The organism is Streptomyces dangxiongensis (genome assembly GCF_003675325.1).
GTDB lineage: Bacteria > Actinomycetota > Actinomycetes > Streptomycetales > Streptomycetaceae > Streptomyces > Streptomyces dangxiongensis.
The window spans coordinates 3,923,680-3,947,936 of the sequence record NZ_CP033073.1 but is presented as its reverse complement, the minus strand read 5'-3'; the positions used below and the strand labels follow the sequence as shown (position 1 = coordinate 3,947,936).

Here is a 24,257-nt window from a genome sequence, read left to right as displayed (position 1 = left end):
CACACACCGTTCGGACAGGCCACCGGCCCCGTATCCGGAGAAGGCGGCCCATGGCGCCGAACGTTATCGGTCAACTTCCGACACAGACAGGGAACGGCGACGACACCGGCGGGTGACAGAGCCCGCCGGCGCTCCGCAACCGGTTCCCTTTTCGACCCGCGCCGGTACGCCGTCGTGGCGCGGGCCGACAGCCCCGCACCGTCCGGTACCGGTCCCCACGAGGGGAGGGACCGGTGCCGGACGGGCAGGGCGCGCGGACGTGCCGCGGCCGGACACCGATGCGTGCGGGGGCGGTTCGGCGGGTGCTCCGCCGGGCAGGGACGGGACCGGATGCCACCGAGTCACCGCTGACGGCTGGAGGACGTATGAAGGTCTTCGTCGACCGCTCCCTGTGCTACGGCTCGGCCGAGTGCGCGCACCGGGCGCCGGCCGTGTTCGCGTTCGAGGACGGCTACGGCGTCGTACGGCCCGGTGGCGCTCAGGCCGCCGCGGACCCCCGGAGCCGGGAGGCGATCCGGGAGGCGGCCGAGAGGTGTCCCTCGCAGGCGATCGTCTGCACGGAGCAGGACGTCACGTCGTAGCCGGGGCGGAGGGGGACGGCGTCGGCGCGGCGGGCGGGTAGCTCCAGCCCAGGCCGGCCAGGTCTCGGGCCCGGGCCTCCGCGACCGCCGCACGGGCGGCGCGCTCGACGGGATCACCGTGCGGCGCCTGACCCGTGACCTGCCCCTCCCACTTGCGGTACAGCAGGCCGGTCTCCGCCGAGAACCAGCCGCGGCTCACCGCGCTCAGCGCCAGCAGCAGGCCGGTGTCCTCGGAGGCCGGCAGCGCCATCCAGCCGCCCAGGGCGGTCAGCAGCTCCCGCCGGACGCAGAGGGTCGCGGGGTGGACCGGTGCGCGGAAGTCGTTGCGGCTCCAGTGGTCGAGGACGGTACCGCGTTCGAGCGGCCCGTCGTCCGGGTCGCCGGGGAAGCCGGCCGTGGAGCCGTCGGGCAGCAGGTCCAGGACGCGGGACGTGGTCCATCCGATGGCCGGGTCCGCCTCCAGCACGGCCAGGTCGCGGGCGAGCGCGCCCGGTGTGAGCCGGTCGTCGGCGTCCAGGACCTTGACGTACGGGCCCTCGGCGCGCGCCAGCGCGATCGTCCGCGCGACTCCGGGCCCGCCGGGGCGTCCCTGACGGAAGGCCACGCGTGGGTCGCCCTCCGGGACGTGCGGGCGGACCTCGTCCGTGAAGCCGTCCTCCTGGACGACCCACTGCCACTCCCAGCCGTCCGGGAGCCGCTGACCGCACAGGGAGGCGTAGGCGTCCGGCAGGAAACGGGCGGACGGGCCGTGGACAGCGGTGACAACGGTGACGCGCCGGGTCACGGCGGCACTCACCACCTTCCGGGGCCGCGGGTCGGTGTCGTGACAAGCATGACGTACGGGCCGGGCGCGCCCGCGACGCGGGGGCCGGAACAGCGCGAGACCCCCGACCGATCCCGGCCGGGGGTCTTCCGTGTCGACTGGTGCGTACGCAAGTCGCCGTGGTGTCGAGACGTTGCGGTACTGCGGCAGGAACGGATCAGCAGTCGAGGGACTCCGCGGCGTCATCGGTGTCCGTCGTCCCGTTCTGCGCCTCGGTGCGGGGGCGGTGCCGGCAGCGCGGGGCCTTTCCGTGGGCCTCGGCCCGGATCCGCTGCTTCATCGTGGGGGGCAGGGCCCTGCCGTGGGACCAGGCCCAGTGACTGGTCGCCGGGATCATCGGTGCCGACTGCTGCGCGGTGCCGGTGCGGGGGCTCTCGGCCCGGGGTCCGGCCGCGGCGGCGGTCGCGGTGCCCGCGGTGGCGAGTCCGAGCGCCGTGCACAGCGCGAGGAAGGCGGTGACGATGGCGGTCCACAGCTTCATGACCTTGTTCTGGGTCATGGCCCCTCACTTTCGGGTTGGGCGATTTGCGTACTTTCCTCATGATGTGTATGAGGTTCGCGAAGTGGTGGACCAACGGCCGTGGCGCGTCGATGTTCCGATGAACACCACCCGGACGGGTGCACGGGGAGGGAGAACCCCGGGGCTGCCGAAGGCGGGGAGTCGGGGCCCCGACGCAGGTCACCGATCGATATCGGTCGGTGTGTATAGTCGGGCGCCAGAGGTCCCTTACGTCAAGGAAAGACGAGGTCGCGCGGTGAAGAAGCTGCTCCTGGTCGCACTGGCCGCCATCGGCGGGCTCCTCGTGTACCGGCAGATCCAGGCGGATCGCGCCGAGCAGGACCTGTGGACGGAGGCGACTGACTCCGTGCCCACGGGTTCGTGAGTCCCCCACACCCGAGCTGAACCGACCCCGGCCGCCTTCGCGGTCGGGGTTTCGCGTTCCCGGGAGGCGGGGTTCCGTGTTGCGGGGTTCCGGTGGGTGGGGTACGGCGGCTCGGCGGGGCGGCGGCGGGCATTTCGGACGGCCGTACGGATGCCCCGGACGGCGCAGGGGCGGCCGGGGCAGGATGGGACGCGGACGACGGGGGCGGACCGAGGACCGGGGGTGGCGGCACATGCGAGGACGTACGGAGCGGTGGCGGCACCTGGCAGGGCCCACGGCGTGGCGGTGGGACGCGCGAGGATGTACGGAGCGGTGGCGGCACGTGGCAGGGCCTCCGGCGTGGTGGCGGGGCGTCCGACGGCACGTGCTGCCGGCCGTCGGTGCCGCCCTCGCCGCCGCTTTCCGCGCCGCTCTCGCTCCGGTGGCCGTCTGTGCCGCGCTCGTGCTGCCGGCCGCGTCGCCGGCGGCAGCCGCCGGTGCGGACCCGGGGCCGTACGCCTTCGCCCCCGGCGCCCGGGGGGTCGTGGGCGCGCGGGACACCGCCGGGGCCGCCCTGCTGGACCCCGGCCGGACCTATCGCGGCACTCTCCCGCGCAACGGCAGGCTCTATTACCGGCTCGAACTGACCGCCGGGGACACCGCGTACGTCCCCGTCACCGCCGTACCGCCGGTGGACGCCACCGTCTCCGCCACCGACGGCATCCGCGTCTCGCTCCGGGACGCGCACGGCACGTCCTGCTCGTACGCCTCCGCCCGATTCGGCGCCGGGCTCAGCCCGCGCCCGGTCACGGCCCTGGGGCAGCGCGAGGCCGGTAAGTCGCTGTGCCAGGGCGCCGGTACGTACTACCTCCTCGTCGAACGCCTCGACGCCCAGGGCTCCCACGCGGCGGCCCCGGACGACGCGTGGGAGCTGGAGATCGCGCCCGCCACGGAACCGGCCCTGGCCCGGACCGGCACCACCACCGCACCCCGGGCCTGGGACTCCGCCACCCCGGCGCCCCTGACCGACGCGCCCCGCGACCGTTCCGGCGGCACCGGCTTCACCGCGGCGCGTCCGCTGGGCGAGGGCGTCTGGCGGACCCGCCTCGAACCCGGACAGACCCGGTTCTACAAGGTGCCGCTCGACTGGGGCCGGCGGCTGTACGCCTCCGCCGGCCTGGGCGACTCCCCGGGACACGGATACGTCGGCGGCGCCCTGAACCTCTCCCTGTACAACCCCGTCCGCGGCTACGTCGACGACGCCTCCGTCGGCTACACCGGCACCGCCGGGCCCGCCGCCCTCCAGCCGCTCCCGCCGGTGGAGTACGCCAACCGGTACGCCGTTCCCACCGCGGTGACCTCCGTCCGCTTCGCCGGTGACTACTACCTGGTGCTGCACCTCAGCGCGCGGACGGCCCGCACGTTCGGGCCGGGGCCGTTCGAGGTGACCCTGCGGGTCCGGGTGGGCGGACAGGCGCACTCTGGGCCGGCGTACGCCGGGCGGCCCGTCCCGGCCGGCGTCCTCACGGTCACCGGGCAGGACCGGACGGCCGCGCTGACCGGGGCCACCGGGGACGGTGGTGACCCGACGATGACGCTGGTCGCCGTCGGCGGGATCGGCGGGGGAACCGCGCTGCTGCTGTTTCTCGGCGGCTGGACGGTGGTGGCCCGGCGGGCTCAGCGACGGGTCAGCGCCCAGAAACCGACCGCGTAGCAGGCGAGCGCCAGCAGCAGCACCGGGAGCGCGACGCGGGCCGGGGGACCGGGGCGGCGGGCCGCACGCCGACCGCGGCGCCGCCGGGCGGGCGGAGTTGCCGGGGCCGGTGGAGCTGCCGGGGCCGGTGGAGGTGTTCGGGGCGGTGCCTGGGGATCAAGGGCGGTGTAGGAAGCGGTGCCGGAGCCGGCACGCGGATCCGGTGCCGGGGGGTGCCGCGGTGGGGGCAGGCGGAAGCTGCCGGTGTCCGAGAGGGAGCCGGTGCCCGTCGGGTCGGTGTCCTTGGGGCCGCTGTCCGGCAGGGAGCCGGTGCCCGTCGGTGTGCTCCCACGCCGGGCGCCGGAGCCGGTGCCGGCCGCGGGGGCCGCCGAGTGAGCTGGGTGAGCCGGGTGAGCTGGGTGAGCCGCCTGAGCCGCCTCCGGGACTGTCCACGCACCCGTCCCCGGGACCGTCTCCAGGGCCACGCCGGAGGCCCGGGCGAGGGGACCCTCGGGGCCGAAGCCCGGGGGCAGCGGGCCGAGTTGGTCGAAGATCTCGATGAGTTCGTCGTCGGGGCCGGGCTCCGGCAGGAGTTCCGCCGCCGCGGCGAGCGCCTTGCGAGCCCCCGTGGCGGTGCGGAAACGGTCCGCGGGGTCGGGCTGGAGAAGCGTGGCGACGACCTGCCAGAGCGGTTCCGGGACGCCTTTGGGCGGTCCGGGAGTCCCGTGTTCGAGGAAGTACTGCACGAGCGCCTTGGCGTCGGGTCTGGCGCCCTCCAGGAGGTACAGGGCGACCAGGCCGACGGCGAACAGGTCGGCGGGGAAGTCGGGTTCGGCGCCCAGCATCTGCTCGGGGGCGAGGTAACCGGGCGTGCCGACCACGAGGTTGGTCTCCGTCAGCCGGGGCTCACCCAGCCGCATGGCGATGCCGAAGTCGGACAGCCGGAGCCGCGGCCGGCCGGTACCGGTGGCTTCCAGGAGCACGTTGGCGGGCTTGATGTCCCGGTGGACGACGTCCTCGGCGTGCACGGCGGCGAGCCCGGACAGCAGTTGGTCGAGCAGGGTGCACACGAACGCGGGCGGCAGGGGCCCGTAGTCGCCCACCAGGTGGACCAGGGAGCCGCCACCGACCAACTCCATGGTGAACAGCACCTTGTCGTCGTCGGCGGCCCAACTGGCCGGGGCGAGGACGTGCGGGTGGTCGATGCGCAGGGCCTGCTCGCGGACGAAGCGGAGCAGGGAGTGCGCGTCGCGCTGCTGGAGGACCTTGGCGGCCACGTACCGCCGGCGGCGGTGGTCCCAGGCCCGCCATACGGCGCCCACGCCACCGCGTCCGATCGGGTCGGCCAGCTCGTACCGGCCGGCGAAGACCTCACCCATGACAGCCGCCGCTCCTCCCCCTGGCCCTGCGAGGCCCCCGCGCCCCCCGCTCCCCTTCCCTACCCATGTGACGGGAGATACGCGCCTGTGCGCCCGGGTGCCTCCGCCCGGAGCACCTCCATCCGGGCGCCCCGGCCCGTGTCCCGCCCGGACGTCCCTCAGGTGGCGCGGGCCGTGCCGTCAGTTCTGGTGGGACTGGTAGTGCGCGACGGCGTCGGAGGTGCGGCCAGCGCCGTAGACGCGCAGGAACTCCGCCAGTTCGGGGTGGCTCGGGGCGAGGGTGTCCGCGGCGTCGATGATGTCGCCCGCGGCGGCCACCGAGCGGAGCAGCGACTGGATCTCGCGGACGACGCGCTTGACCGTGGGCGCCCCGGAACTGCCCGTGGTCTGCGTCGTGTTGTTGAGCACGGAGCCTCCCTGCGACTTCCTGATCTCGTCCATGCGCTCGGTCGCCTCGGCGGCGCTGGCACTGCCGTCCGCGACCTGGGCCGCCAGCTCCTGGAGCAGTTGTACCCGCTGCACCACCGCGGGGTTGCCGATCTTCGCGCGCTGGCCGCTCATGAGCTGCGAGAGCATCGGAGCGGACAGACCCAGGACTGCCGCGAGACGGGCCTGGTTCAGCCCGAGATCGTCGATGAGCTTACGGAAGAGCGCCCCCAACGGCTCCCCGTACCAGTTCCGCTGGAGCTCCCGCGCTCTCGTGGTGGCTTCCTGCTGTGCGGCGTCCATTGCGTCTCCCCATCGCTGCCCCTGAAAACCGCGGTTCGCTGTAGCGAACCACGTCGAGCATCCTACGGAGAGTGGTCATCCGCGGGGACCCCCAATCTTTTTGCGGGATACGGGGGGTGACCCGGTACTCTGGTCTGCGGCACCCGCCGGAACGAGGTTCCTCCGGCCGGGCGCTGCTTCCCGGGGCCTTAGCTCAGTTGGTAGAGCGCCGTCTTTGCATGGCGGATGTCAGGGGTTCGACTCCCCTAGGCTCCACGCTGTTCCACCCCTCTGACATGCGGAAACGCCGTCAGGGGGGTGTTTTTGTCCTGCTTGCGCAGCCTTCGGCTGCCCGTGTTCACGGGGCAAGGGACGGCCTCGGCGCTGCTCTTTTCTCCGATCGCGGTCCGGCCTGTTCAACGGGCGGGCCGGCGTCCGCGCGGACCCGCGGGTGCCGGCGTCCGCCCTTGGGCATGGGGAGGCCCCTCCGGCCCGTTCATTCGCGGGCCGGAGGGGCCTTCTCCCGGGTGCGGTGGGAGCGCGTGGGTCAGGCCTGGTCGTCGCGGTCCGTCAGGTCGTCCTGCACCTGCTTGGCCTCGACCTCCGGGTCCAGCGTCGCGGCGTCCGTGCCGTCCACGGAGCTGAGGCGGCCCGCGTCGGGGACCTCCGTCGCCGCGGACGGTTCGACCAGCCAGTCGGGGTTCGCCTGCCGGTCCCACCACTTCCACGCGGCGAAGGCGCCACCCGCCACGGCGCCGACCACCAGCAGCGCCTTCACGGTGCGGCCGGTCCGGGAGCGCCGTTCGTTGCGCCGGGCCAGCTTCTGGATCTGCTGGGCCGAGACCTGGCCGCGCAGCGCTGCCAGGGCGGCGGCGCCGCGCGCGGCGGCCTCGTCGCGTACCGGAGCGGTCGCGGCCACGGCCTGTTCGATCCGGGGGAGCGAGTACTCGGCGGCCTGTCGGGCGGCCTTGCGGGTGAGTGCGGCGGCTTCGTGCGCGGCCTGGTCGACCTTCGGCGGTACGTGGGTCAGCGCCTGCTCCACGCGTGGGGCGAGCCGGGCGTCGTACTGCACGCGGGCCTGTCCGGCGGCCTGCGACACCACGGGCGCCAGCCGTACGCGTGCCTCCTGCGCATAATGCGAGGCACGCTCCTTGGCCGTGTCGGCGTAAGGCGCCACCACTTCCGCGGCGTGCAGCACGCTGTCCTTCGCCGAACCGGTCGCGGCGCGCACGCTCTCGATGCGGGTCACGGGTTCCTCCTCCTCGGTGGCGTACGGTATTTCGACTTTCCACCCTTTTACGGATCATGCCTGTCAACCGCGGCCGCAGCATGTGCGGACGCGCATACGGGTGCCGACAACCCTCTCCCGGCGGAAGTCGCGGCCGCGCGGCGACGCGCGGGCGGGACCGTGCGAGGATCGAGTCGTCGCAGCGCACGACGACGGAAGGCACCTCGTGGCTGAGAAGCTGTATGCCACTCTGAAGACCACCCTCGGCGACATCGAGGTGCGGCTCTTCCCGCACCACGCTCCCGTGACGGTGCGGAACTTCGTCGAACTGGCCCGGGGCGAACGCGAGTGGACGCATCCCGGCACCGGCGAGAAGGGGCGGAAGCGGCTCTACGACGGCACGGTCTTCCACTCCGTCATCAGCGGCTTCATGATCCAGGGCGGCGATCCCCTGGGCAACGGCATCGGCGGACCCGGCTACGGGTTCGAGGACGAGTGCCATCCCGAGCTGTCCTTCGGCGTCCCTTACCTGATGGCCATGGCCAACGCGGGTCCGGGCACCAACGGCTCGCAGTTCTTCATCACGGTCACCCCGAGCACCTGGCTGAACGGCAAGCGGACCATCTTCGGCCAGGTCACGGACCCGGCGGCGCAGAAGGTCGTCGATGCCATCGCGAGCGTGCCGACCGGACGCAACGACCGTCCGCTGGAGGACGTCGTCATCGACACGGTGGTCATCGAGACGCGCGAGGGCTGACCCCGGCTCCCCGGACCCCTTCACTCCCGCCCTCTCGGACCCCTTCACTCCCGGCTCCCTTCCCTCCCCGGTCCCCCGGAGAAACCCCGCCTTCCCGGAAAAGCCCCGCGGGGAACCAACCGCGGCGCCCGTCCGTAAGGATGAGCGGGGCAGGATAGTGCCGTCAGGCAGGGACACGACGACCAAGGGGATCCGATGGAGCAGGCCGCAGGCAGCGCACAGGACGCCGGGAGCGCGCCCGTGTGCTTCCGGCACCCGGACCGCGAGACCGGCGTGCGCTGCACCCGGTGCGAACGCCCCATCTGCCCGGAGTGCATGGTCAGCGCCTCGGTCGGCTTCCAGTGCCCGGACTGCGTCCGCGGCGGTTCGGGTACGGGGCACGCGCCGCAGGCGTCCCGGCCGCGGACGCTCGCGGGCGGCACGGTCACGTCCGATCCCCGGCTGCTCACCAAGATCCTCATCGGGATCAACCTCGCGGTGTTCATCGCCGTCCAGGCCGACCGGTCCCTGCTGGAGCACCTGGTCCTCATCGGCCAGTGGCCCCCCAGACCGTTCACGCCGACCACGGGGGTCGCGGACGGCGAGTGGTACCGCTTCGTGACGTCGATGTTCGCGCACGAGGAGTACTGGCACATCGGCTTCAACATGCTGAGCCTGTGGTGGGTGGGCGGTCCGCTCGAAGCGGCCCTCGGCCGGGCCCGCTATCTTGCGGTGTACTTCGTCTCCGGGCTGGCCGGCGGCGCGCTCACCTACCTGATCGCCTCCCCTACGACCGCCTCGCTGGGCGCCTCCGGTGCGATCTTCGGTCTCTTCGGCGCCACCGCCGTGCTGATGCGCCGGCTGAACTACGACATGCGTCCGGTCATCGCGATGCTGGTGATCAACCTGTTCTTCACGTTCCGGTTCAGCAACATCGCCTGGGAGGCGCACATCGGCGGCCTGGTCGCCGGGGTCGTGACGGGCTTCGCGATGGTGCACGCCCCACGGGAGAAGCGGTCGCTGGTGCAGTACGGCACCTGTGCCGCCGTCCTCGTCGTGACGGTGGCCGTGGCACTGGTCAGGACCGCTCAGCTCACCTGACCGGGCCTGCGAACACCCGGCTACCGAACCGTTGTCCACAGAGGGTGGCGAGTGTTGTGCACGCTGTGCGGGCACGACTGTGCCCCCTGCCGCTCGGATGTGTTTCCGCAGGTGGGCAGGGGGCGAACGTATGTGTGGCGGGCCGTCCGCCAGTCACACCGGCGTCAACACGCGACGGGTTATCCACAGATCGTCGTTCTTTTTCCCCACTGTGGAAAACAGTTGTGGATAACTCAGTGGATAGCCCTGGGCAGAGCTACGCCACCCGGAGGCGGCCCGCCGCTACTTCCACTGCGTGGAGACGCCGAAGCCGGCGGCGATGAAGCCGAAACCGACCACGATGTTCCAGTTGTCCAGGCTGTCGATCGGCAGCGATCCGTCGGTCACGTAGAAGACGACGATCCAGGCCAGACCGATCAGGAACATGGCCAGCATGACCGGTGCGACCCAGGCACGGTTGGTGAGCTTGATGGCCTGCGCCTGCTTCGCCGCGGGCGGCGTGTAGTCGGCCTTCTTGCGGATACGTGACTTCGGCACGAGGGACTCTCCTGTCGATGCGCTGCGTGGCCGCGCAGGGAACTGGGTCGGGCTCGGGGCAGCGTACAAGGGGCCGACATGACGACTCTGTGTGCTCCCCCGGGCGTCCGTTAGCGTAGTGCTTCCGTGGCGCCGAAGGAGATAAGGGTACGTTGAGCAATTCTGCCGACTTTCCCGGGACGGGATCAACGGACTCCGGCCCGGCCCGCCGGCCGCGCCCCCGGCCCGTGCGGATCCTCACGGCGGCCGTCTTCGCCCTCGCCGGGCTCATCTTCTTCACCAGCTTCGACACCGCCCGGGGCACCGACATCCGGCAGGACGGCTCCCTGCTGAAGCTGTCCGACCTGATCCAGCAGCGCAGCCGCAAGAACAAGGGGCTGGACGAGTCCGACGCGGCCCTGCGCGCCGGAGTGGAGTCGCTGGCCGAGAGCGACGACGGCAGCACCAGGGCCGAGGACGAGAAGCTCGGTGCCCTGGAGAACGAAGCGGGCACCCGCGGGCTCACCGGCAAGGCCGTCACCGTCACCCTGAACGACGCCCCGCCCAACGCCACTGCCAAGCTCCCCGGCTATCCCGAGCCCCAGCCCGACTACCTGGTGATCCACCAGCAGGACCTCCAGGCCGTCGTCAACGCGCTGTGGCAGGGCGGCGCCCGGGGCATCAAGGTCATGGACCAGCGGCTGATCTCCACCAGCGCGGTGCGCTGCGTCGGCAACACCCTGATCCTCCAGGGCCGCGTCTACTCGCCGCCGTACAGGATCACGGCGGTCGGGGACCCGGGGCGGCTGAAGGAGGCGCTCGCGGCGAGCAAGGCGATCCAGACCTACATGGTGTACGTCAACGTCTACGGCCTCGGCTGGAAAGTCGCCGACGAGGGCACGGTGACCCTTCCCGGCTACTCCGGCACGGTGGACCTGCACTACGCCAAGCCCGTGGGGTGACCGGCCCGCGCGCACAACCCCGGCGTGCGCGCCCCGGACGGCACCGGCTCCGCGGAGGCAGGAGAACCGGGGGCGCCGCGCCGCTAGTCTGGTGACGTACGGCGTGGGTCTGGTGCCGTAGGGAACACGGAAGGACGGCAGGGGACGGCATGTACGGCTGGATCTGGCGGCATCTGCCGGGCAACGCGTGGGTGAGGGCGTTCGTCTCGCTCGTACTGGTCCTGGCCGTGGTCTACGTCCTGTTCCAGTACGTCTTCCCGTGGGCCGAGCCGCTGCTGCCCTTCAACGATGTGACGGTGGACAACCAGTGAGCGCGCGGATTCTCGTCGTCGACAACTACGACAGCTTCGTCTTCAACCTCGTCCAGTACCTGTACCAGCTCGGCGCCGAGTGCGAGGTGCTGCGCAACGACGAGGTGTCGACCGCGCACGCCCAGGACGGCTTCGACGGCGTGCTGCTCTCGCCCGGACCCGGGACGCCGCAGCAGGCCGGCGTGTGCGTGGACATGGTCCGCCACTGCGCCTCGACCGGCGTACCGGTCTTCGGCGTCTGCCTCGGCATGCAGTCCATGCAGGTGGCGTACGGCGGCGTGGTCGACCGGGCGCCCGAGCTGCTGCACGGCAAGACCTCGCCGGTCGAGCACGGGGGCAAGGGCGTCTTCGCGGGCCTGCCCTCCCCCTTCACGGCGACCCGCTACCACTCTCTGGCCGCCGAGCCGGCGACCGTCCCGGCCGAGCTGGAGGTGACGGCCCGCACGCACGACGGCATCATCATGGGCCTGCGCCACCGCGAACTCCCGGTGGAGGGCGTGCAGTTCCATCCCGAGTCGGTGCTGACCGAGCACGGCCACCGGATGCTGGCCAACTGGCTCGCCGAGTGCGGCGACCAGGGCGCCGTGGCGAGATCGGCGGGGCTCGCCCCGGTGGTGGGCAGGGCCACGGCGTGACCGCGCTGCGCCCCGAGCGCGAGGATCTGTACGGCGGCGGCAGGCCGTACGAGTCCTCCGGCGGTGCGCGGCCGCACACGGGACGCCGGGAGGATCCGCCGACGGCCCCGATGCCCCGGCTGACGGAGGCGGGCCCGGCGCGGGGCGAGCACCTCATGGCGCCGTCACCTCCCGCCGACGAGGAGACGATGGCGCTGCGGATCCCGGTACCGGGGGGCACCGGCCCGCAGAACGCGCCCGTGCGTCCGCCTGCTGCCTCCCCGGCCCCTTCCGCAACCGGAGTCACACCGGGCGGCCGGGCGGCCCGCAGAAAGGCCGCCAAGCGCCGCGGCGGGCGCCACGGCGGGGCGAGGGGGACGGAGGCTCCGCCGTCGGCGGAGCCGGTCGCGGGGCGCCCGCAGTCCCGGGTGGAGGCCCGGCGGCAGGCGAAACTGCGCAAGCCGGGCCCGGCCGTCTTCGTGAGCCGCGCCGTCGGCGAGGTCTTCATCACCACCGGCGTGCTGATGCTGCTGTTCGTCACCTACCAGCTCTGGTGGACCAACGTCCGCGCGCACGCGCAGGCCGGCAGCGAGACGCACCAGCTCCAGGACGACTGGGCCAGCGGCAGGCGCAAGCCGGGCGTCTTCGAACCGGGCCAGGGTTTCGCCATCCTGCACATCCCCACCCTCGACGTGGTCGCGCCCATCGCGGAGGGCGTCAGCAACAAGAAGGTCCTCGACAAGGGCATGGTCGGGCACTACGGCGGCCGGAGTGCGCTCAGGACGGCGATGCCCGACGCCCGGACCGGCAACTTCGGTCTCGCCGCGCACCGCAACACCCACGGTGAGCCGTTCCGGTACATCAACCGGCTCAAGGCCGGCGACGCGGTCGTGGTCGAGACGCAGGACACGTACTTCGTGTACAAGGTGACCTCGATGCTTCCGGTGACCCCCCCGTCCAACACGAGCGTGCTGGACCCCGTCCCGCCGGGCTCGGGGTTCACCGGGCCCGGCCGCTACATCACCCTCACCACCTGCACGCCGGAGTTCACCAGCAGGTACCGGCTGATCGTCTGGGGCAAGATGGTCGAGGAACGCCCGCGGAGCAAGGGCAAGCCGGACGCGCTCATCGAGTAGGGCTCACCGAGTAAGGGCAGAGAGAACTGTGGCAGCGACCACCGACGAGACCGAAGACACCACGGACGCGTCCGAACCGGACCCGGATCCGACTGCGCGCGGTCGGCGCCCCGGCCGGATCGCGACGGCGGTCAGCGTCTTCGGTGAACTCCTCATCACGGCAGGCGTGCTGCTCGGCCTGTTCGTCGTCTACTCGCTGTGGTGGACCAACGTCATAGCGGACCGCAAGGCGGACCGGCAGGCCGACCGGGTCCGCGAGCACTGGGCGCAGCAGGAGGAGACCGGCCCGGGCGCGCTCGACACCAAGGACGGCATCGGCTTCCTGCACGTGCCGGCGATGAAGAACGGTGAGGTGCTGGTCGAGAAGGGCACGGGCACGGACGTCCTCAACGACGGCGTCGCCGGCTACTACACGGACCCGGTCAGGTCCTCGCTGCCCAGCACCGGCAAGGCCGGCAACTTCGCCCTCGCCGCCCACCGCGACGGCCACGGCGCGAAGTTCCACAACATCGACAAGCTGCGCGAGGGCGACCCGATCGTCTTCGAGACCCGGGACGACTGGTACGTCTACAAGGTCTACTCGGTCCTCCCCGAGACCTCGAAGTACAACGTCAGGGTCCTGTCGTCCGTCCCCAGGGAGTCCGGCCGGAAGAAGCCCGGCCACTACATCACCCTGACGACCTGCACCCCCGTCTACACCTCCCGCTACCGCTACGTCGTCTGGGGCGAACTGGTCCGCGTGCAGAAGGTCGACGCCCGGCGGACCCCGCCGGCGGAACTGCGCTGACGGAACCGCGCAGCCGGCATCGTGCCGGCGCGCCGCTCATGGGACGCCGGGAACGGCGTGGGCCCCTGCCGGGATGTCCCGGCAGGGGCCCACGTGCGAGCGCGGGGCGTCAGCCGGTGGTGCCGCCGAAGAAGTTCGTGCCGCCGTTGCCGCCGCCGTTGCCGTTGCCGTTCCCGCCGCCGTTGTTGTTCCCGAAGCCCAGGGTCGTCAGGGTGACGGTGGTGCCCGCCGGGTCGTCGACCTGGTCGTTCTGCTTCGGGTCCTGGGCGGCGACGATCGCGGTGTCGCTGCCGTCACTGCCGTTCGCGAACTGGATGTTCGTGAAGCCCGCGGCGTTCAGCAACTGCCTGGCCACGGCGACCGTACGGCCCCGGACGTCCGGGACCTGCGTCTTCGGCTGTTCCTGCGCCTTGCCGACGTTGATCACCACATTGGTGTTCTTCACGACCTGCTGGCCCGCCGCCGGGTTGGTGTTCTGCACCTTGCCGTTCTGGGCGGGGTCGCTGACCTGAGTGTCGTTGCAGGTCGGCGCGAGCCCCTTGGCCTGGAGTTCGGCCTTCGCCTCGTCACAGGACCTCCCGGTGACGTCGGGCACGGTGATCTTCTCCTCGGCCTTGGCGACCGTGAGCGTGATCGTGGTGCCCTTCTCCTTGCTGGTGCCGCCCGCCGGGTCCTGGGTGATGACGACACCGGGCGTGCGGGTCGACACCTGGGTGCTCTTCTCGACGTCGAACCCCTTGGACTTGAGTTCGGCCTCCGCCTGGTCGTACTGGGCGCCGCGCACGTCCGGCACGGTCACCTTCGGCGCACCCGTGGAGATCACCAGGGTGACCGTGGAGTCCTTGGCGACCTTCTCATCCGGATCCGGGTTCTGGGTGCACACGTTGCCCGTGGCCTGGTCGTCGCAGGACTTCCTGGTGACCGAGACCTGGAGGCCGGCGTTGTCGGCCAGCTTCCGGGCCCTCTTCTCCGATTGGCCCACGAACGTCGGTACGGTCACCTTGTCGTCGCCCGAACCCCCGCCGGTGAAGGCCCACTTGCTGATCAGGATCGCGCCGACCAGCACCAGCAGGCCCGCCACCACCAGCAGGATCGTGGAGGTGTGGGACTTCTTCTGCTGGCGGCGGCGGTCCGGGCGGTCGTCGTAGCCGTAGCCGCCCTCGTCGGGTTTCATGGGCGGGAGCATGCTGGTCGCGCCCGCGCCCGCGTCCGACCGCAGGGCCGTCGTCGCCTGATCGTCGGGGTAGCCGCCGTAGCCCACCGCGCCCATCGCGGCCGTGGCCGCGACCGGCTGGCCGTCCAGGCACGCCTCGATGTCGGCGCGCATCTCGTCGGCCGACTGGTAGCGGTAGTCAGGGTCCTTGACCAGCGCCTTCAGGACGATGGCGTCCATCTCGGGGGTGATCTCGGGGTCGAAGACCGAGGGAGCCTGGGGTTCCTCGCGCACGTGCTGGTAGGCGACGGCCACGGGGGAGTCGCCCACGAAGGGCGGCCGTACCGTCAGCAGCTCGTAGAGGAGACACCCGGTCGAATAAAGGTCGGACCGGGCGTCGACCTGCTCGCCCTTGGCCTGCTCCGGCGAGAGGTACTGGGCCGTGCCGATCACCGCGGCCGTCTGGGTCATGGTCATCCCGGAGTCGCCCATGGCGCGGGCGATGCCGAAGTCCATGACCTTGACCTGGCCGTTGCGGGTCAGCATGACGTTGGCCGGCTTGATGTCCCGGTGCACGATGCCGCTGCGGTGCGCGTACTCCAGGCCCTGGAGGATGCCGATGGTCATCTCCATCGCACGCTCGGGCAGCAGCTTGCGGCCGGAGTGCAGCAGCTCGCGGAGCGTGGAACCGTCGACGTACTCCATCACGATGTACGGGATGGAGACCCCGTCGATGTAGTCCTCGCCCGTGTCGTAGACCGCGACGATCGCGGGATGGTTGAGCGAGGCGGCCGACTGGGCCTCCCGGCGGAACCGGGCCTGGAAGGACGGATCACGCGCGAGATCCGCGCGCAGCGTCTTCACCGCCACGGTGCGGCCGAGGCGGGTGTCATGCGCGAGGTAGACCTCCGCCATGCCACCGCGGCCGAGCACCTGGCCCAGCTCGTACCGGCCGCCGAGGCGACGCGGCTCTTCCATAGCTACCTACCAGCCCTCTCCGTGGGTCCCGGCCGCGCACCTCTGTGTGCGGCCGGAGGCTGCCGTCCGGGCCTACCGTACCCGGCTCGCTCTGTGTGACCTGGCCAAGCCCGTAACCCGGTACAGGACCGGGACCGCAACGTGCGGTGATGCGAGGGCGGTGTGAGCGGCGTCACTCGGCGGTGACCGGGACGCTCACTTCTTGGAGTTGATGACCGCCTTCATGACGTCCTTCGCGATCGGCGCGGCCAGGCCGCCGCCGGAGATGTCGTCGCGGTTGGCACCCTCGTCCTCGATGACCACGGCCACGGCGACCGGGCTGCTGTGGTCGCTCAGCTTGGCGTAGGAGATGAACCACGCGTACGGGTTCTCGCTGTTCTCCACACCGTGCTGGGCGGTACCGGTCTTGCCGCCGACGACCGCCCCGTCGATCTTCGCGCGGGTACCGGTGCCCTTCTCGACGACCGTCTCCATCATCGACTGGAGGATCTGCGCGTTCTCGGGCGACAGCGGGCGGCTCAGCTCCTCCGGCTGGGTCTTGGCGACCGGGTCCAGGTAAGGGGACTGCAACGAGTCGACCATGTACGGCTTCATCAGCTTGCCGTCGTTGGCGACCGCCGAGGCGACCATGGCCATCTGGAGCGGGGTGGTCGCGGTGTTGTACTGGCCGATGGAGGACAGCGCGGTCTGCGACGCGTTCATGTCGTCGGAGAACACCGAGGCGCTGGACCGCACCGGGGTGAACTGCTGGGAGTCGAAGCCGAACTTCTTCGCCTCGGCGAGCATCTTGTCGTTGCCGAGGTCGGCGCCGATCTTGCCGAAGACGGTGTTGCAGGAGTACTGGAGCGCGACCCGCATGGTCGCGTTCTCGCACGGGATGTTGCCCTCGTTCTTCAGCTGGGTGGTGGTGCCCGGCATGGTCCACGGCAGCGGCGATTCGGTCTTCTGGTCGGCCGAGGTGTACTTGCCGTTCTCCAGCGCCGCCGCGGCCGTGACCACCTTGAAGGTGGAGCCCGGCGGATAGGTCTCGCGCAGCGCCCGGTTCAGCATCGGGTCGGCCGGGTTGTACTTCTTCTGGAGCTTCTTCCAGGCCGCCGCGTCGTCGTTGGTGTTCCCCGCGAAGGACGACGGGTCGTACGACGGGTAGGAGGCCAGCGCCAGTATCTTGCCGGTGGACGGCTCCAGGGCGACGACCGCGCCCTTGCCACCCTGGTGGCGCAGACCGTCGAACGCGGCCTTCTGCGCGGCGGCGTTGAGCGTGGTGACGACGTTGCCGCCCTGCTGTTCCTTGCCGGTGATCATGTCCAGCGTCTTGCGGAAGAACAGCCGGTCGTCGTCGCCGGTGAGAATGCCGTCCTCGATGGACTCCAGCTGGGTGGCACCGAAGGCCTGCGAGGCGTACCCGGTGACCGGGGCCCACATGGCGCCGTTCTTGTAGGTGCGCTTGTACTTCAGGTCGTTCTCGCCGGTCTTGCTGGTCAGCGCGGATCCGGTGATGGGGCCGCCGCCGACGATGATGTCGCCGCGCGGGGTGGCGTAGCGGGCGATCGTGACCCGGCGGTTGTTCGGGTCGTCCTTCAGCTTGTCGGCCCTGACGTACTGGAGGTAGTTGTCCCGCAGCAGCAGGGTCAGGACGAGGAGTCCGCAGAAGAGCGCGATCCGGCGCAGGGGCTTGTTCATGACGGGCGGACCACCTGGGTCATCTCGGCGTCGGGGTTGGCGGCGGGGGCGGGCGCCGGGCGGCGGGCGGTGTCACTGATGCGGATGAGGATGCCGATCAGAGCCCAGTTGGCCAGCACGGAGGAACCGCCGTACGCGAGGAACGGCATCGTCATACCGGTCAGCGGGATGAGGCCCATCACACCGCCGGCCACGACGAACACCTGGAGCGCGAAGCCGCCGGACAGGCCGATGGCGAGCAGCTTGCCGAACGGGTCGCGGGCGGCGAGGGCGGTGCGCACACCGCGCTCGGCGATCAGACCGTAGATCAGCAGGATCGCCATGATGCCGGCGAGCCCCAGCTCCTCGCCGAAGGTGGCGAAGATGAAGTCGGAGTTGGCGGCGAACTTGATCAGGTCCGAGTGGCCCTGGCCGAGGCCGGTGCCGAGGGTGCCGCCGGAACCGAACGCCCACAGGGCCTGCTGCAACTGGTCGGAGTGGAGGATGCCGTCATGGGTGATCTGGCGGCTGAGCTGGTACTCGCGCATCGGGTCGAGCCAGGCGTGCACACGCGTTTGGATGTGCGACTCGAAGCTCGCCACGCCGACGGCGCCGACCGCGGACATCAGCAGACCGAAGACGATCCAGCTGGTCCGCTCGGTGGCGACGTACAGCATGATGACGAACATTCCGAAGAACAGCAGCGACGTGCCCAGGTCGGTTTCGAAGACCAGGATGAGGATCGAGATCGCCCAGACGACCAGGATGGGACCGAGGTCGCGGCCGCGCGGCAGGTACAGGCCCATGAAGCGGCGGCTGGCGAGGGCGAGGGCGTCGCGCTTGACCATCAGGTATCCGGCGAAGAAGACCGCGAGGACGATCTTCGCGAACTCGCCGGGCTGGAGGGAGCCCAGGCCGGGGATCTTGATCCAGATCTTGGCGCCGTAGATGTTGGCACCGAGGCCGGGCACCAGCGGCAGGATGAGCAGGACCAGCGCGCTGAACATCGAGATGTAGGTGTAGCGCTGTAGGACCCGGTGATCCTTCAGGAAGATCAGCACCACGGCGAACAGGGCGATGCCCAGCGCGGTGTAGAGCAGCTGGCGGGGCGCGGCCGGGGCGAAGTGGGGCAGCGACTGAAGCAGTTTCGACTGGTCCAGCCGCCAGATGACGACGAGTCCGAGCCCGTTGAGCAGGGTCGCCAGCGGTAGCAGCAGCGGGTCGGCGTACGGCGCGAACTTCCGTACGACGAGATGGGCGACGCCGGCCAGCAGGCCCAGCCCGAGCCCGTAGCTCAGCAGGCCCGCGGGGACCTGGTCGTCGATGGCCAGGCCCACGTTGGCGTAGGCGAACACGGGGATGACCACCGCGAAGACCAGCAGGGCCAGCTCGGTGTTGCGACGGCTCGGTGCGCCGATCGCGCCGATCGTGGACGTGTGATGCGTCGGCGAATTCGTAGTACTGCTCATCGTGTGACGGGGCCTCTCACGGCTTGCCTACTGCTTACCGCACAGCGAGACGACCTTCTGCTCATCCTCCGAGAGAGTGGGGCCGGGGCTGGGGGTCGCGGACGGGGTCGTGGACGGAGACTTCGGAGGGGACGTCGGGGACGTGCTCGAAGCCGACGGATCGGGGCTCGGGGATGCCTTGGTGAAGGCGGCGTGCGTGGCGGTACCGATGGCGCCGCCGGACTTGCCCCGGTCGTTCTTGGCGTTGTTCCGCGCCTTGTCGGCGGCCTGCCGCTCTTCCTGCTTGCGGCACGCGGACGCCTGCACGGCCAGTTCCTGGACCTTCGTCCGGGCGTCCGTGAGACCGCCCTCCGTGATCGTGGCCTTCACCTGCTTCTGCTGGTACGGCGGCAGGTACTTGAGTTCGATCTCGGGGTGGTCCCGCTCCACCTTCGACAGCGACACCCAGGCCAGGTCCTGGCTGATCCCGCGGTACAGCGCGACGTGCTCGTCATTGGCGCCGACGTAGTACTGCGTCTGTGTCCAGCGGTAGCCGCCGTAGAGGCCGCCGCCGACGACGGCGAGCGCGAGGGCGCCGTACAGGGATCTCTTCAGCCACCGGTGCTTCCCGCGCGGCTTGGTGAAGTCGTCGTCGGCGTAGTCGTCGAAGCTGCCGTCCGGGACGTAGCCGGCGGTGTCGCCGGAGCCGGGGGGGCCGAACTCGCCGCCACCGTTGCGCTGGTTCTGGCGGCCCAGGTGGGAGGCGCGGCCGGCCGGCGTCTGCATGATGCCGTTGTCGTGCAGGTGGAGCTGGTTCTCGGCGACGGCACCGACCACGACCGGCTGGTCGGACAGTTGCCCGGCGATGGTGTCCCCGGTGTCCAGATCGAGGACGTCGGCGACGATGACCGTGATGTTGTCGGGGCCGCCGCCGCGCAGCGCGAGCTGGATCAGCTCCTGCACGGTCTCCTGCGGGCCCTGGTAGCTGGCGAGGGTCTCCTCCATCGTCTGGTGGGAGACGACTCCGGACAGCCCGTCGGAGCAGATCAGGTAGCGGTCGCCGGCCCGGACCTCACGGACCGACAGGTCGGGTTCGACGTGCTCGCCACTGCCGAGGGCGCGCATCAGCAGGGAGCGCTGCGGGTGGGTGGTGGCCTCTTCCTCGGTGATCCGGCCCTCGTCGACGAGGCGCTGCACCCAGGTGTGGTCCTGGGTGATCTGCGTGAGCACGCCGTCGCGGAGCAGATACGCGCGCGAGTCGCCGACGTGGACCAGGCCGAGCCGCTGCCCGGTCCACAGCAGGGCGGTGAGGGTCGTCCCCATGCCCTCGAGCTGGGGGTCCTCCTCGACCATGGAGCGTAGCTGGTCGTTGGCGCGCTGCACGGCCACACCGAGGGAGGTGAGCAGGTCGGAGCCGGGCACGTCGTCGTCGAGGGTGACCAGGGTGGAGATCACCTCGGAGGAGGCGACCTCGCCCGCGGCCTGGCCGCCCATGCCGTCGGCGATGGCGAGCAGGCGCGGACCGGCGTAACCGGAGTCCTCGTTGCCCTCCCGGATCATGCCCTTGTGCGATCCGGCGGCAAAGCGCAGTGACAGACTCATGCGCACCTCGCCCGTCGGCTCCGGGTACAGCCGGTCGTGTCGAGCCACACTGCCCACCCTCCGGTCGGGAGCGCGCCGGAGACCGGGTGGCGGCCTGCCGCTGCGTGCTCGCTCCGCTCGCGCTTACTCATGACGTAGCACTACTTCCGCAGCTCGATTGCGGTCTTGCCGATGCGGATCGGCGCGCCCAGCGGGATCGGTGTGGGGGTCGTCAGCCGGGACCGGTCCAGGTAGGTGCCGTTGGTGGAGCCGAGATCCTCGATGATCCACTGACCGTTCTGGTCCGGGTAGATCCTGGCATGGCGGCTGGAGGCGTAGTCGTCGTCCAGCACGATGGTGGAGTCGTGCGCCCGGCCCAGGGTGATGGTCTGGCCCTGCAACGCGACGGTGGTACCCGCCAGGGTGCCCTCGGTCACGACCAGCTTGGAGGGAGCGTTGCGGCCACGCCTGCCGCCGCCCTGCTGCCCACGCTGGGGCGGGGGCGCGGCGGCCTGCTGCCGGGTCTGCGGCCGGGCAGCCTGCTGCGGGCGCCCGGCCTCCCTACGCGATCCGCGCTGAGTGACGCGCGTACCGAACAGGTCGCTCCGGATGACCTGCACGGCCACGATCACGAACAGCCACAGTACGGCCAGGAAACCCAGCCGCATGACCGTGAGGGTCAGCTCTGACATTGCCCCCGCTTCACCCTTCGGCTTGCCTATAGATAACGGTGGTGCTGCCCACGACGATCCGCGAGCCGTCGCGGAGCGTAGCGCGGGTGGTGTGCTGCCCGTCCACCACGATGCCGTTGGTGGAGCCGAGATCCTGGATCGTCGAGGGCGTTCCGGTCCGGATCTCGCAGTGCCGGCGGGAGACGCCCGGGTCGTCGATCCGCACGTCGGCGTCGGTGCTGCGGCCCAGCACCAGCGTCGGGCGGGAGATCTGGTGGCGGGTGCCGTTGATCTCGATCCAGTAGCGGGTGCGCGCGCCGCTCATCGGGGCGGCGGCGGGTCGCTGGGTGGCGGGCTGCGGGTAGCCGTAGCCGCCGGGGCGGGCGCCGGGGGGCGGCGCGGCCGGCATCGGGGGCGGTCCGGCGGGCGCGGCGGGCGCGGGGCCGTAGCCGCCCGGGGCGCCGGCGCCCGTGGGGCCGCCTGGAGGGCCGGGCCGCCCGGCCGGTGCGGCGGGTGCCTGGCCCTGCTGGTTGCTGGAGGAGGCGAGGGTGCGCGAGCGCACCCGGTACAGGCCGGTGTCCAGGTCCTCGGCCTTTTCCAGGGTGACCTTGATCGGTCCCATGAAGGTGTAGCGCTGCTGCTTGGCGTAGTCGCGCACCATTCCGGCCAGCTCGTCGCCGAGCTGCCCGGAGTAGGGGCTGAGGCGCTCGTGGTCGGGCGCGCTCAGCTCCACGATGAAGTCGTTGGGTACGACGGTCCGGTCACGGTTCCAGATGGTGGCGTTGTTGTCGCACTCCCGCTGGAGCGCTCCGGCGATCTCCACGGGCTGGACCTCGGACTTGAAGACCTTGGCGAAGGTGCCGTTCACCAGACCTTCGAGACGCTGCTCGAACTTTTTCAGGACTCCCATGGGGCACCTCCTCCGTCCCTGCCGCTGTCTTGCCCTGCTGTCTGCCGCTGTCTTGCCGGGTACTGCCGGTACTGCTCACTGATCGTATCTACGCGCCCGTCAATCAGCCGGTTCCCCCAGCGGCTCCCCTTCGAACTCCTGGCACGTGTCCTGCTGGCATGGATCGTAGAGGCGGGCGAGGACCAGTGTCCCGCACCCGGCTGTGGACCCGGTCCTGCTCCTGGTGAGACGGCCGGGACCGGTACGAGGTTGATACGTGAACCGCGTCTCCTTGATACGCGCGCCGCCGCGCCACGGCCACGGACGCGCCGCACCGGACCCCCCGGACCGGCGGCCGGGGCGGCCGGGAAGGGATGTGATTCCACCCCGTCCCACGTGCTAATGTTCTGCGTGTCGGAAGGGGCCAGCCCGCAAGGGCCGGAAACGGAAGACACACCCAATGCGCGGGTGGCGGAATAGGCAGACGCGCTGGATTCAGGTTCCAGTGCCCGCAAGGGCGTGGGGGTTCAACTCCCCCCTCGCGCACAACGAGAACCGATGAAACGGGTCTCCACCGGTGACGGAAGTCACGGTGGGGGCCCGTTTCTCGTTGTGCCGTGCCTGTGAGGCATCGCACAGCCGTGGAACCGACCGCGCCCGTCCTTCCGGTCCATCCGGTGAGCTATCTCACGGTGACTCAGGGGGACTCGCGGGGAGTCAGGGGCTGCCGGTGCGGTTGCGGGTGCGGTTCTCCCTGCTGCTGTCGGGTGCCGCTGTCGGTGTCACTGCCGGTGTTGCTGCCGGTCTGACGTGTTCCGGTCACCGGTTGTACGGTCTCCCCCGAGTCGGTGTTCGTACCGGCGCCTGCTCGGCAGGCGTGCGGGAGTGGCGGGGGAGGCGGTCGTGATGACCGGAACCGGTGTGGCGGTCGTGGGGGACGGGGCCGAGGGCGGCGAGGGGGCGGGCCGGGGCACGCGTCGGTTGCCCCGGGTCCGCGGATTCGCCCAGTGGCCGCCGCAGGACTCGCCGAAGAAGGAGGGCAAGGCGCTCAGGGCGAGCGTGCCGCGCGGCGCGCACCGCACCCTCGACCTGGACTCCGCCCGCCCCGACGCGGTGGGCGCGGTGGTCGAGTCCAACGCCGGGCGGCTGCCCGAGCTGACCCCGATACGGGTGGGCCGGATGGCGGCCACCCCGTTCGCCTTCCTGCGCGGCTCGGCCGGGCTGATGGCGTACGACCTGGCCCGCACCCCCGTGACCGGCATCGGCACCCAGATCTGCGGTGACGCGCACGCAGCCAACTTCGGCCTGTACGGCGACGCCCGCGGTGGGCTGGTCATCGACCTCAACGACTTCGACGAGACCGTGCACGGCCCCTGGGAGTGGGACCTGAAGCGACTCGCGACCTCCCTGGTGCTCGCCGGGCGCGGGGCCGGCGCCGACGAGGACACCTGCCGAGCGGCGGCCCGGGACGCGACCGGCGCCTACCGGCGCACCATGCGCCTGCTCGCCGCCCTGCCCGTCCTGGACGCCTGGAACGCCATCGCCGACGAGGAACTGGTCTCCCACACCGACGCCCACGACCTGCTCGGCACGCTGGAGCGGGTCTCGGAGAAGGCGCGGGCCAACACCAGCGGCCGGTTCGCGGCGAAGTCGACCGAGGCGCTGACGGACGGCGGACGCCGGTTCGTGGACGCCCCGCCGGTCCTGCGCGAGATCCCGGACGCCGAGGCCGCGGCCGTCGCCGCGTCCCTGGAGTCCTACGCCGGCACCCTCGGCGAGGACCGGCACCCGCTGCTCGCCCGGCACGCGGTCCACGACGTGGCCTTCCGGGTGGTCGGCACCGGCAGCGTCGGCACCCGGTCGTACGTCGTGCTGCTCCTCGACCACCGTGGGGAGCCGCTGGTGCTCCAGGTGAAGGAGGCCCGCCCTTCGGCGCTCGTCCCGCACCTGGCCACGGCCGGTTTCGAGGCGCCACCCGTGGAGCACGAGGGGCGCCGGGTGGTCCTCGGGCAGAAGCGGATGCAGGTGGTCAGCGACATCCTGCTGGGCTGGACGACCGTCGAGGGGCGGCCGTACCAGGTGCGACAGTTCCGCAACCGCAAGGGCAGCGTCGACCCGGCCGCGCTCGCCGCCGACCAGGTCGACGACTACGGCCGCATGACCGGCGCCCTGCTGGCCCGGGCCCACTCCCACAGCGCCGACCCCCGGCTGATCGCCGGGTACTGCGGGAAGAACGAGGAGCTGGACGAGGCGGTGGCCGACTTCGCCGTCGCCTACGCCGACCGCACCGAGGCGGACCACGCCGACCTGCTCGCGGGCGTCCGGGCGGGACGGATCGCGGCCGAGTCGGGGGTGTGAGGGGAGCGGGCCGGTTCCGCCACGGCAGCGGAACCAGCGGAACCGCGGCTTCCTGGGGGGCGCTGTCTCGCCGCTGGAGAAG

At 71.4% G+C, this 24,257-nt stretch carries 23 protein-coding genes and 2 tRNA genes; 13 read left to right on the top strand and 12 right to left on the bottom strand.

Going from position 1 to position 24,257, the window contains the following annotated elements; translation table 11 throughout:
- Window positions 1-365: 365 nt before the first annotated feature.
- The gene (locus D9753_RS17620; protein ID WP_121787874.1) at window positions 366-581 is read left to right on the top strand and encodes a ferredoxin; all 216 of its coding nucleotides are present in this window, start codon (window positions 366-368) and stop codon (window positions 579-581) included.
- Here the strand turns inward: D9753_RS17620 and D9753_RS17615 are convergent.
- Window positions 571-1,377: a glycosyltransferase family 2 protein gene (locus D9753_RS17615; protein ID WP_240468204.1), complete on the bottom strand. Its 807-nt coding sequence runs from the start codon at window positions 1,375-1,377 to the stop codon at window positions 571-573. The genes D9753_RS17620 and D9753_RS17615 overlap by 11 nt on opposite strands.
- A 184-nt stretch (window positions 1,378-1,561) precedes the next feature.
- Window positions 1,562-1,903, bottom strand: a complete 342-nt coding sequence (locus D9753_RS17610; protein ID WP_121787873.1) for a DUF6344 domain-containing protein — start codon at window positions 1,901-1,903, stop codon at window positions 1,562-1,564.
- Window positions 1,904-2,159: 256 nt separating this feature from the next.
- On the opposite strand from D9753_RS17610, the gene D9753_RS38005 reads away from it, so the two are divergent.
- Both D9753_RS38005 and D9753_RS17600 read left to right on the top strand, forming a co-directional pair.
- Window positions 2,160-2,288, top strand: a complete 129-nt coding sequence (locus tag D9753_RS38005; protein ID WP_003999697.1) for a DLW-39 family protein — start codon at window positions 2,160-2,162, stop codon at window positions 2,286-2,288.
- Between the two features lie 322 nt (window positions 2,289-2,610).
- Window positions 2,611-3,981, top strand: coding sequence for a hypothetical protein (locus tag D9753_RS17600; RefSeq protein WP_338057982.1), 1,371 nt, complete (start codon window positions 2,611-2,613; stop codon window positions 3,979-3,981).
- On the opposite strand, the gene D9753_RS17595 is transcribed toward D9753_RS17600, so the two are convergent.
- Window positions 3,945-5,339, bottom strand: coding sequence for a serine/threonine-protein kinase (locus D9753_RS17595; RefSeq protein ID WP_121787872.1), 1,395 nt, complete (start codon window positions 5,337-5,339; stop codon window positions 3,945-3,947). The two genes, D9753_RS17600 and D9753_RS17595, sit on opposite strands and share 37 nt — an antisense overlap.
- Before the next feature lie 180 nt (window positions 5,340-5,519).
- Entirely contained in the window at window positions 5,520-6,068 is a 549-nt protein-coding gene (locus tag D9753_RS17590) for a helix-turn-helix domain-containing protein (protein ID WP_121787871.1), read from the bottom strand.
- 182 nt (window positions 6,069-6,250) lie between these two features.
- Here D9753_RS17590 and D9753_RS17585 point away from each other — a divergent pair.
- Window positions 6,251-6,323, top strand: a tRNA-Ala gene (locus tag D9753_RS17585).
- Between the two features lie 271 nt (window positions 6,324-6,594).
- On the opposite strand, the gene D9753_RS17580 is transcribed toward D9753_RS17585, so the two are convergent.
- Window positions 6,595-7,296, bottom strand: a complete 702-nt coding sequence (locus D9753_RS17580; protein WP_121787870.1) for a DUF5324 family protein — start codon at window positions 7,294-7,296, stop codon at window positions 6,595-6,597.
- Window positions 7,297-7,501: 205 nt separating this feature from the next.
- Here D9753_RS17580 and D9753_RS17575 point away from each other — a divergent pair, with 205 nt between their 5' ends.
- Together D9753_RS17575 and D9753_RS17570 are read left to right on the top strand one after the other, a co-directional pair.
- Window positions 7,502-8,032, top strand: a complete 531-nt coding sequence (locus D9753_RS17575; protein ID WP_121787869.1) for a peptidylprolyl isomerase — start codon at window positions 7,502-7,504, stop codon at window positions 8,030-8,032.
- A gap of 195 nt (window positions 8,033-8,227) precedes the next feature.
- Entirely contained in the window at window positions 8,228-9,112 is an 885-nt protein-coding gene (locus D9753_RS17570) for a rhomboid family intramembrane serine protease (protein WP_121787868.1), read from the top strand.
- Between the two features lie 282 nt (window positions 9,113-9,394).
- On the opposite strand, the gene crgA is transcribed toward D9753_RS17570, so the two are convergent.
- Window positions 9,395-9,649, bottom strand: a complete 255-nt coding sequence (crgA, locus tag D9753_RS17565) for a cell division protein CrgA (RefSeq protein ID WP_121787867.1) — start codon at window positions 9,647-9,649, stop codon at window positions 9,395-9,397.
- A gap of 152 nt (window positions 9,650-9,801) precedes the next feature.
- On the opposite strand from crgA, the gene D9753_RS17560 reads away from it, so the two are divergent.
- The 5 genes from D9753_RS17560 to D9753_RS17540 all read left to right on the top strand — a co-directional run bounded on the left by D9753_RS17560 (window position 9,802) and on the right by D9753_RS17540 (window position 13,438).
- Window positions 9,802-10,590, top strand: a complete 789-nt coding sequence (locus D9753_RS17560; protein WP_121787866.1) for a DUF881 domain-containing protein — start codon at window positions 9,802-9,804, stop codon at window positions 10,588-10,590.
- A gap of 149 nt (window positions 10,591-10,739) precedes the next feature.
- Window positions 10,740-10,901 (top strand): hypothetical protein, encoded by a 162-nt coding sequence (locus D9753_RS17555; RefSeq protein WP_121787865.1) that lies wholly within the window; start codon window positions 10,740-10,742, stop codon window positions 10,899-10,901.
- Window positions 10,898-11,536, top strand: a complete 639-nt coding sequence (locus tag D9753_RS17550; RefSeq protein ID WP_121787864.1) for an aminodeoxychorismate/anthranilate synthase component II — start codon at window positions 10,898-10,900, stop codon at window positions 11,534-11,536. The genes D9753_RS17555 and D9753_RS17550 overlap by 4 nt, the downstream gene beginning before the upstream one ends.
- The gene (locus D9753_RS17545) at window positions 11,533-12,651 is read left to right on the top strand and encodes a class E sortase (RefSeq protein ID WP_205614182.1); all 1,119 of its coding nucleotides are present in this window, start codon (window positions 11,533-11,535) and stop codon (window positions 12,649-12,651) included. The genes D9753_RS17550 and D9753_RS17545 overlap by 4 nt, the downstream gene beginning before the upstream one ends.
- Window positions 12,652-12,679: 28 nt before the next feature.
- The gene (locus D9753_RS17540; protein ID WP_121787863.1) at window positions 12,680-13,438 is read left to right on the top strand and encodes a class E sortase; all 759 of its coding nucleotides are present in this window, start codon (window positions 12,680-12,682) and stop codon (window positions 13,436-13,438) included.
- A 109-nt stretch (window positions 13,439-13,547) separates the two neighbouring features.
- On the opposite strand, the gene pknB is transcribed toward D9753_RS17540, so the two are convergent.
- From pknB to D9753_RS17505, 6 genes are all read right to left on the bottom strand, one after another.
- Window positions 13,548-15,569: a Stk1 family PASTA domain-containing Ser/Thr kinase gene (gene pknB, locus D9753_RS17535; RefSeq protein ID WP_121787862.1), complete on the bottom strand. Its 2,022-nt coding sequence runs from the start codon at window positions 15,567-15,569 to the stop codon at window positions 13,548-13,550.
- Window positions 15,570-15,764: 195 nt separating this feature from the next.
- The gene (locus D9753_RS17525; RefSeq protein WP_121787861.1) at window positions 15,765-17,249 is read right to left on the bottom strand and encodes a peptidoglycan D,D-transpeptidase FtsI family protein; all 1,485 of its coding nucleotides are present in this window, start codon (window positions 17,247-17,249) and stop codon (window positions 15,765-15,767) included.
- Window positions 17,246-18,697 (bottom strand): FtsW/RodA/SpoVE family cell cycle protein, encoded by a 1,452-nt coding sequence (locus tag D9753_RS17520; RefSeq protein ID WP_121787860.1) that lies wholly within the window; start codon window positions 18,695-18,697, stop codon window positions 17,246-17,248. Before D9753_RS17520 ends, D9753_RS17525 begins: the two co-directional genes overlap by 4 nt.
- A gap of 27 nt (window positions 18,698-18,724) precedes the next feature.
- Window positions 18,725-20,278 (bottom strand): Stp1/IreP family PP2C-type Ser/Thr phosphatase, encoded by a 1,554-nt coding sequence (locus D9753_RS17515; protein WP_205614399.1) that lies wholly within the window; start codon window positions 20,276-20,278, stop codon window positions 18,725-18,727.
- 140 nt (window positions 20,279-20,418) lie between these two features.
- A complete protein-coding gene (locus tag D9753_RS17510) occupies window positions 20,419-20,949 on the bottom strand; it encodes an FHA domain-containing protein FhaB/FipA (RefSeq protein WP_121787859.1) in 531 nt (176 codons plus the stop codon).
- 10 nt (window positions 20,950-20,959) lie between these two features.
- On the bottom strand, window positions 20,960-21,838 hold the full coding sequence (locus D9753_RS17505; RefSeq protein WP_121787858.1) for an FhaA domain-containing protein: 879 nt from the start codon (window positions 21,836-21,838) through the stop codon (window positions 20,960-20,962).
- Window positions 21,839-22,279: 441 nt separating this feature from the next.
- Between D9753_RS17505 and D9753_RS17500 the strand changes: the two genes are divergently transcribed.
- Both D9753_RS17500 and D9753_RS17495 read left to right on the top strand, forming a co-directional pair.
- Window positions 22,280-22,363: transfer RNA gene (locus D9753_RS17500), tRNA-Leu, on the top strand.
- 360 nt (window positions 22,364-22,723) lie between these two features.
- Complete coding sequence (locus D9753_RS17495; protein ID WP_121787857.1) at window positions 22,724-24,175, top strand: DUF2252 domain-containing protein; 1,452 nt, start codon at window positions 22,724-22,726, stop codon at window positions 24,173-24,175.
- Window positions 24,176-24,257 lie beyond the last annotated feature (82 nt).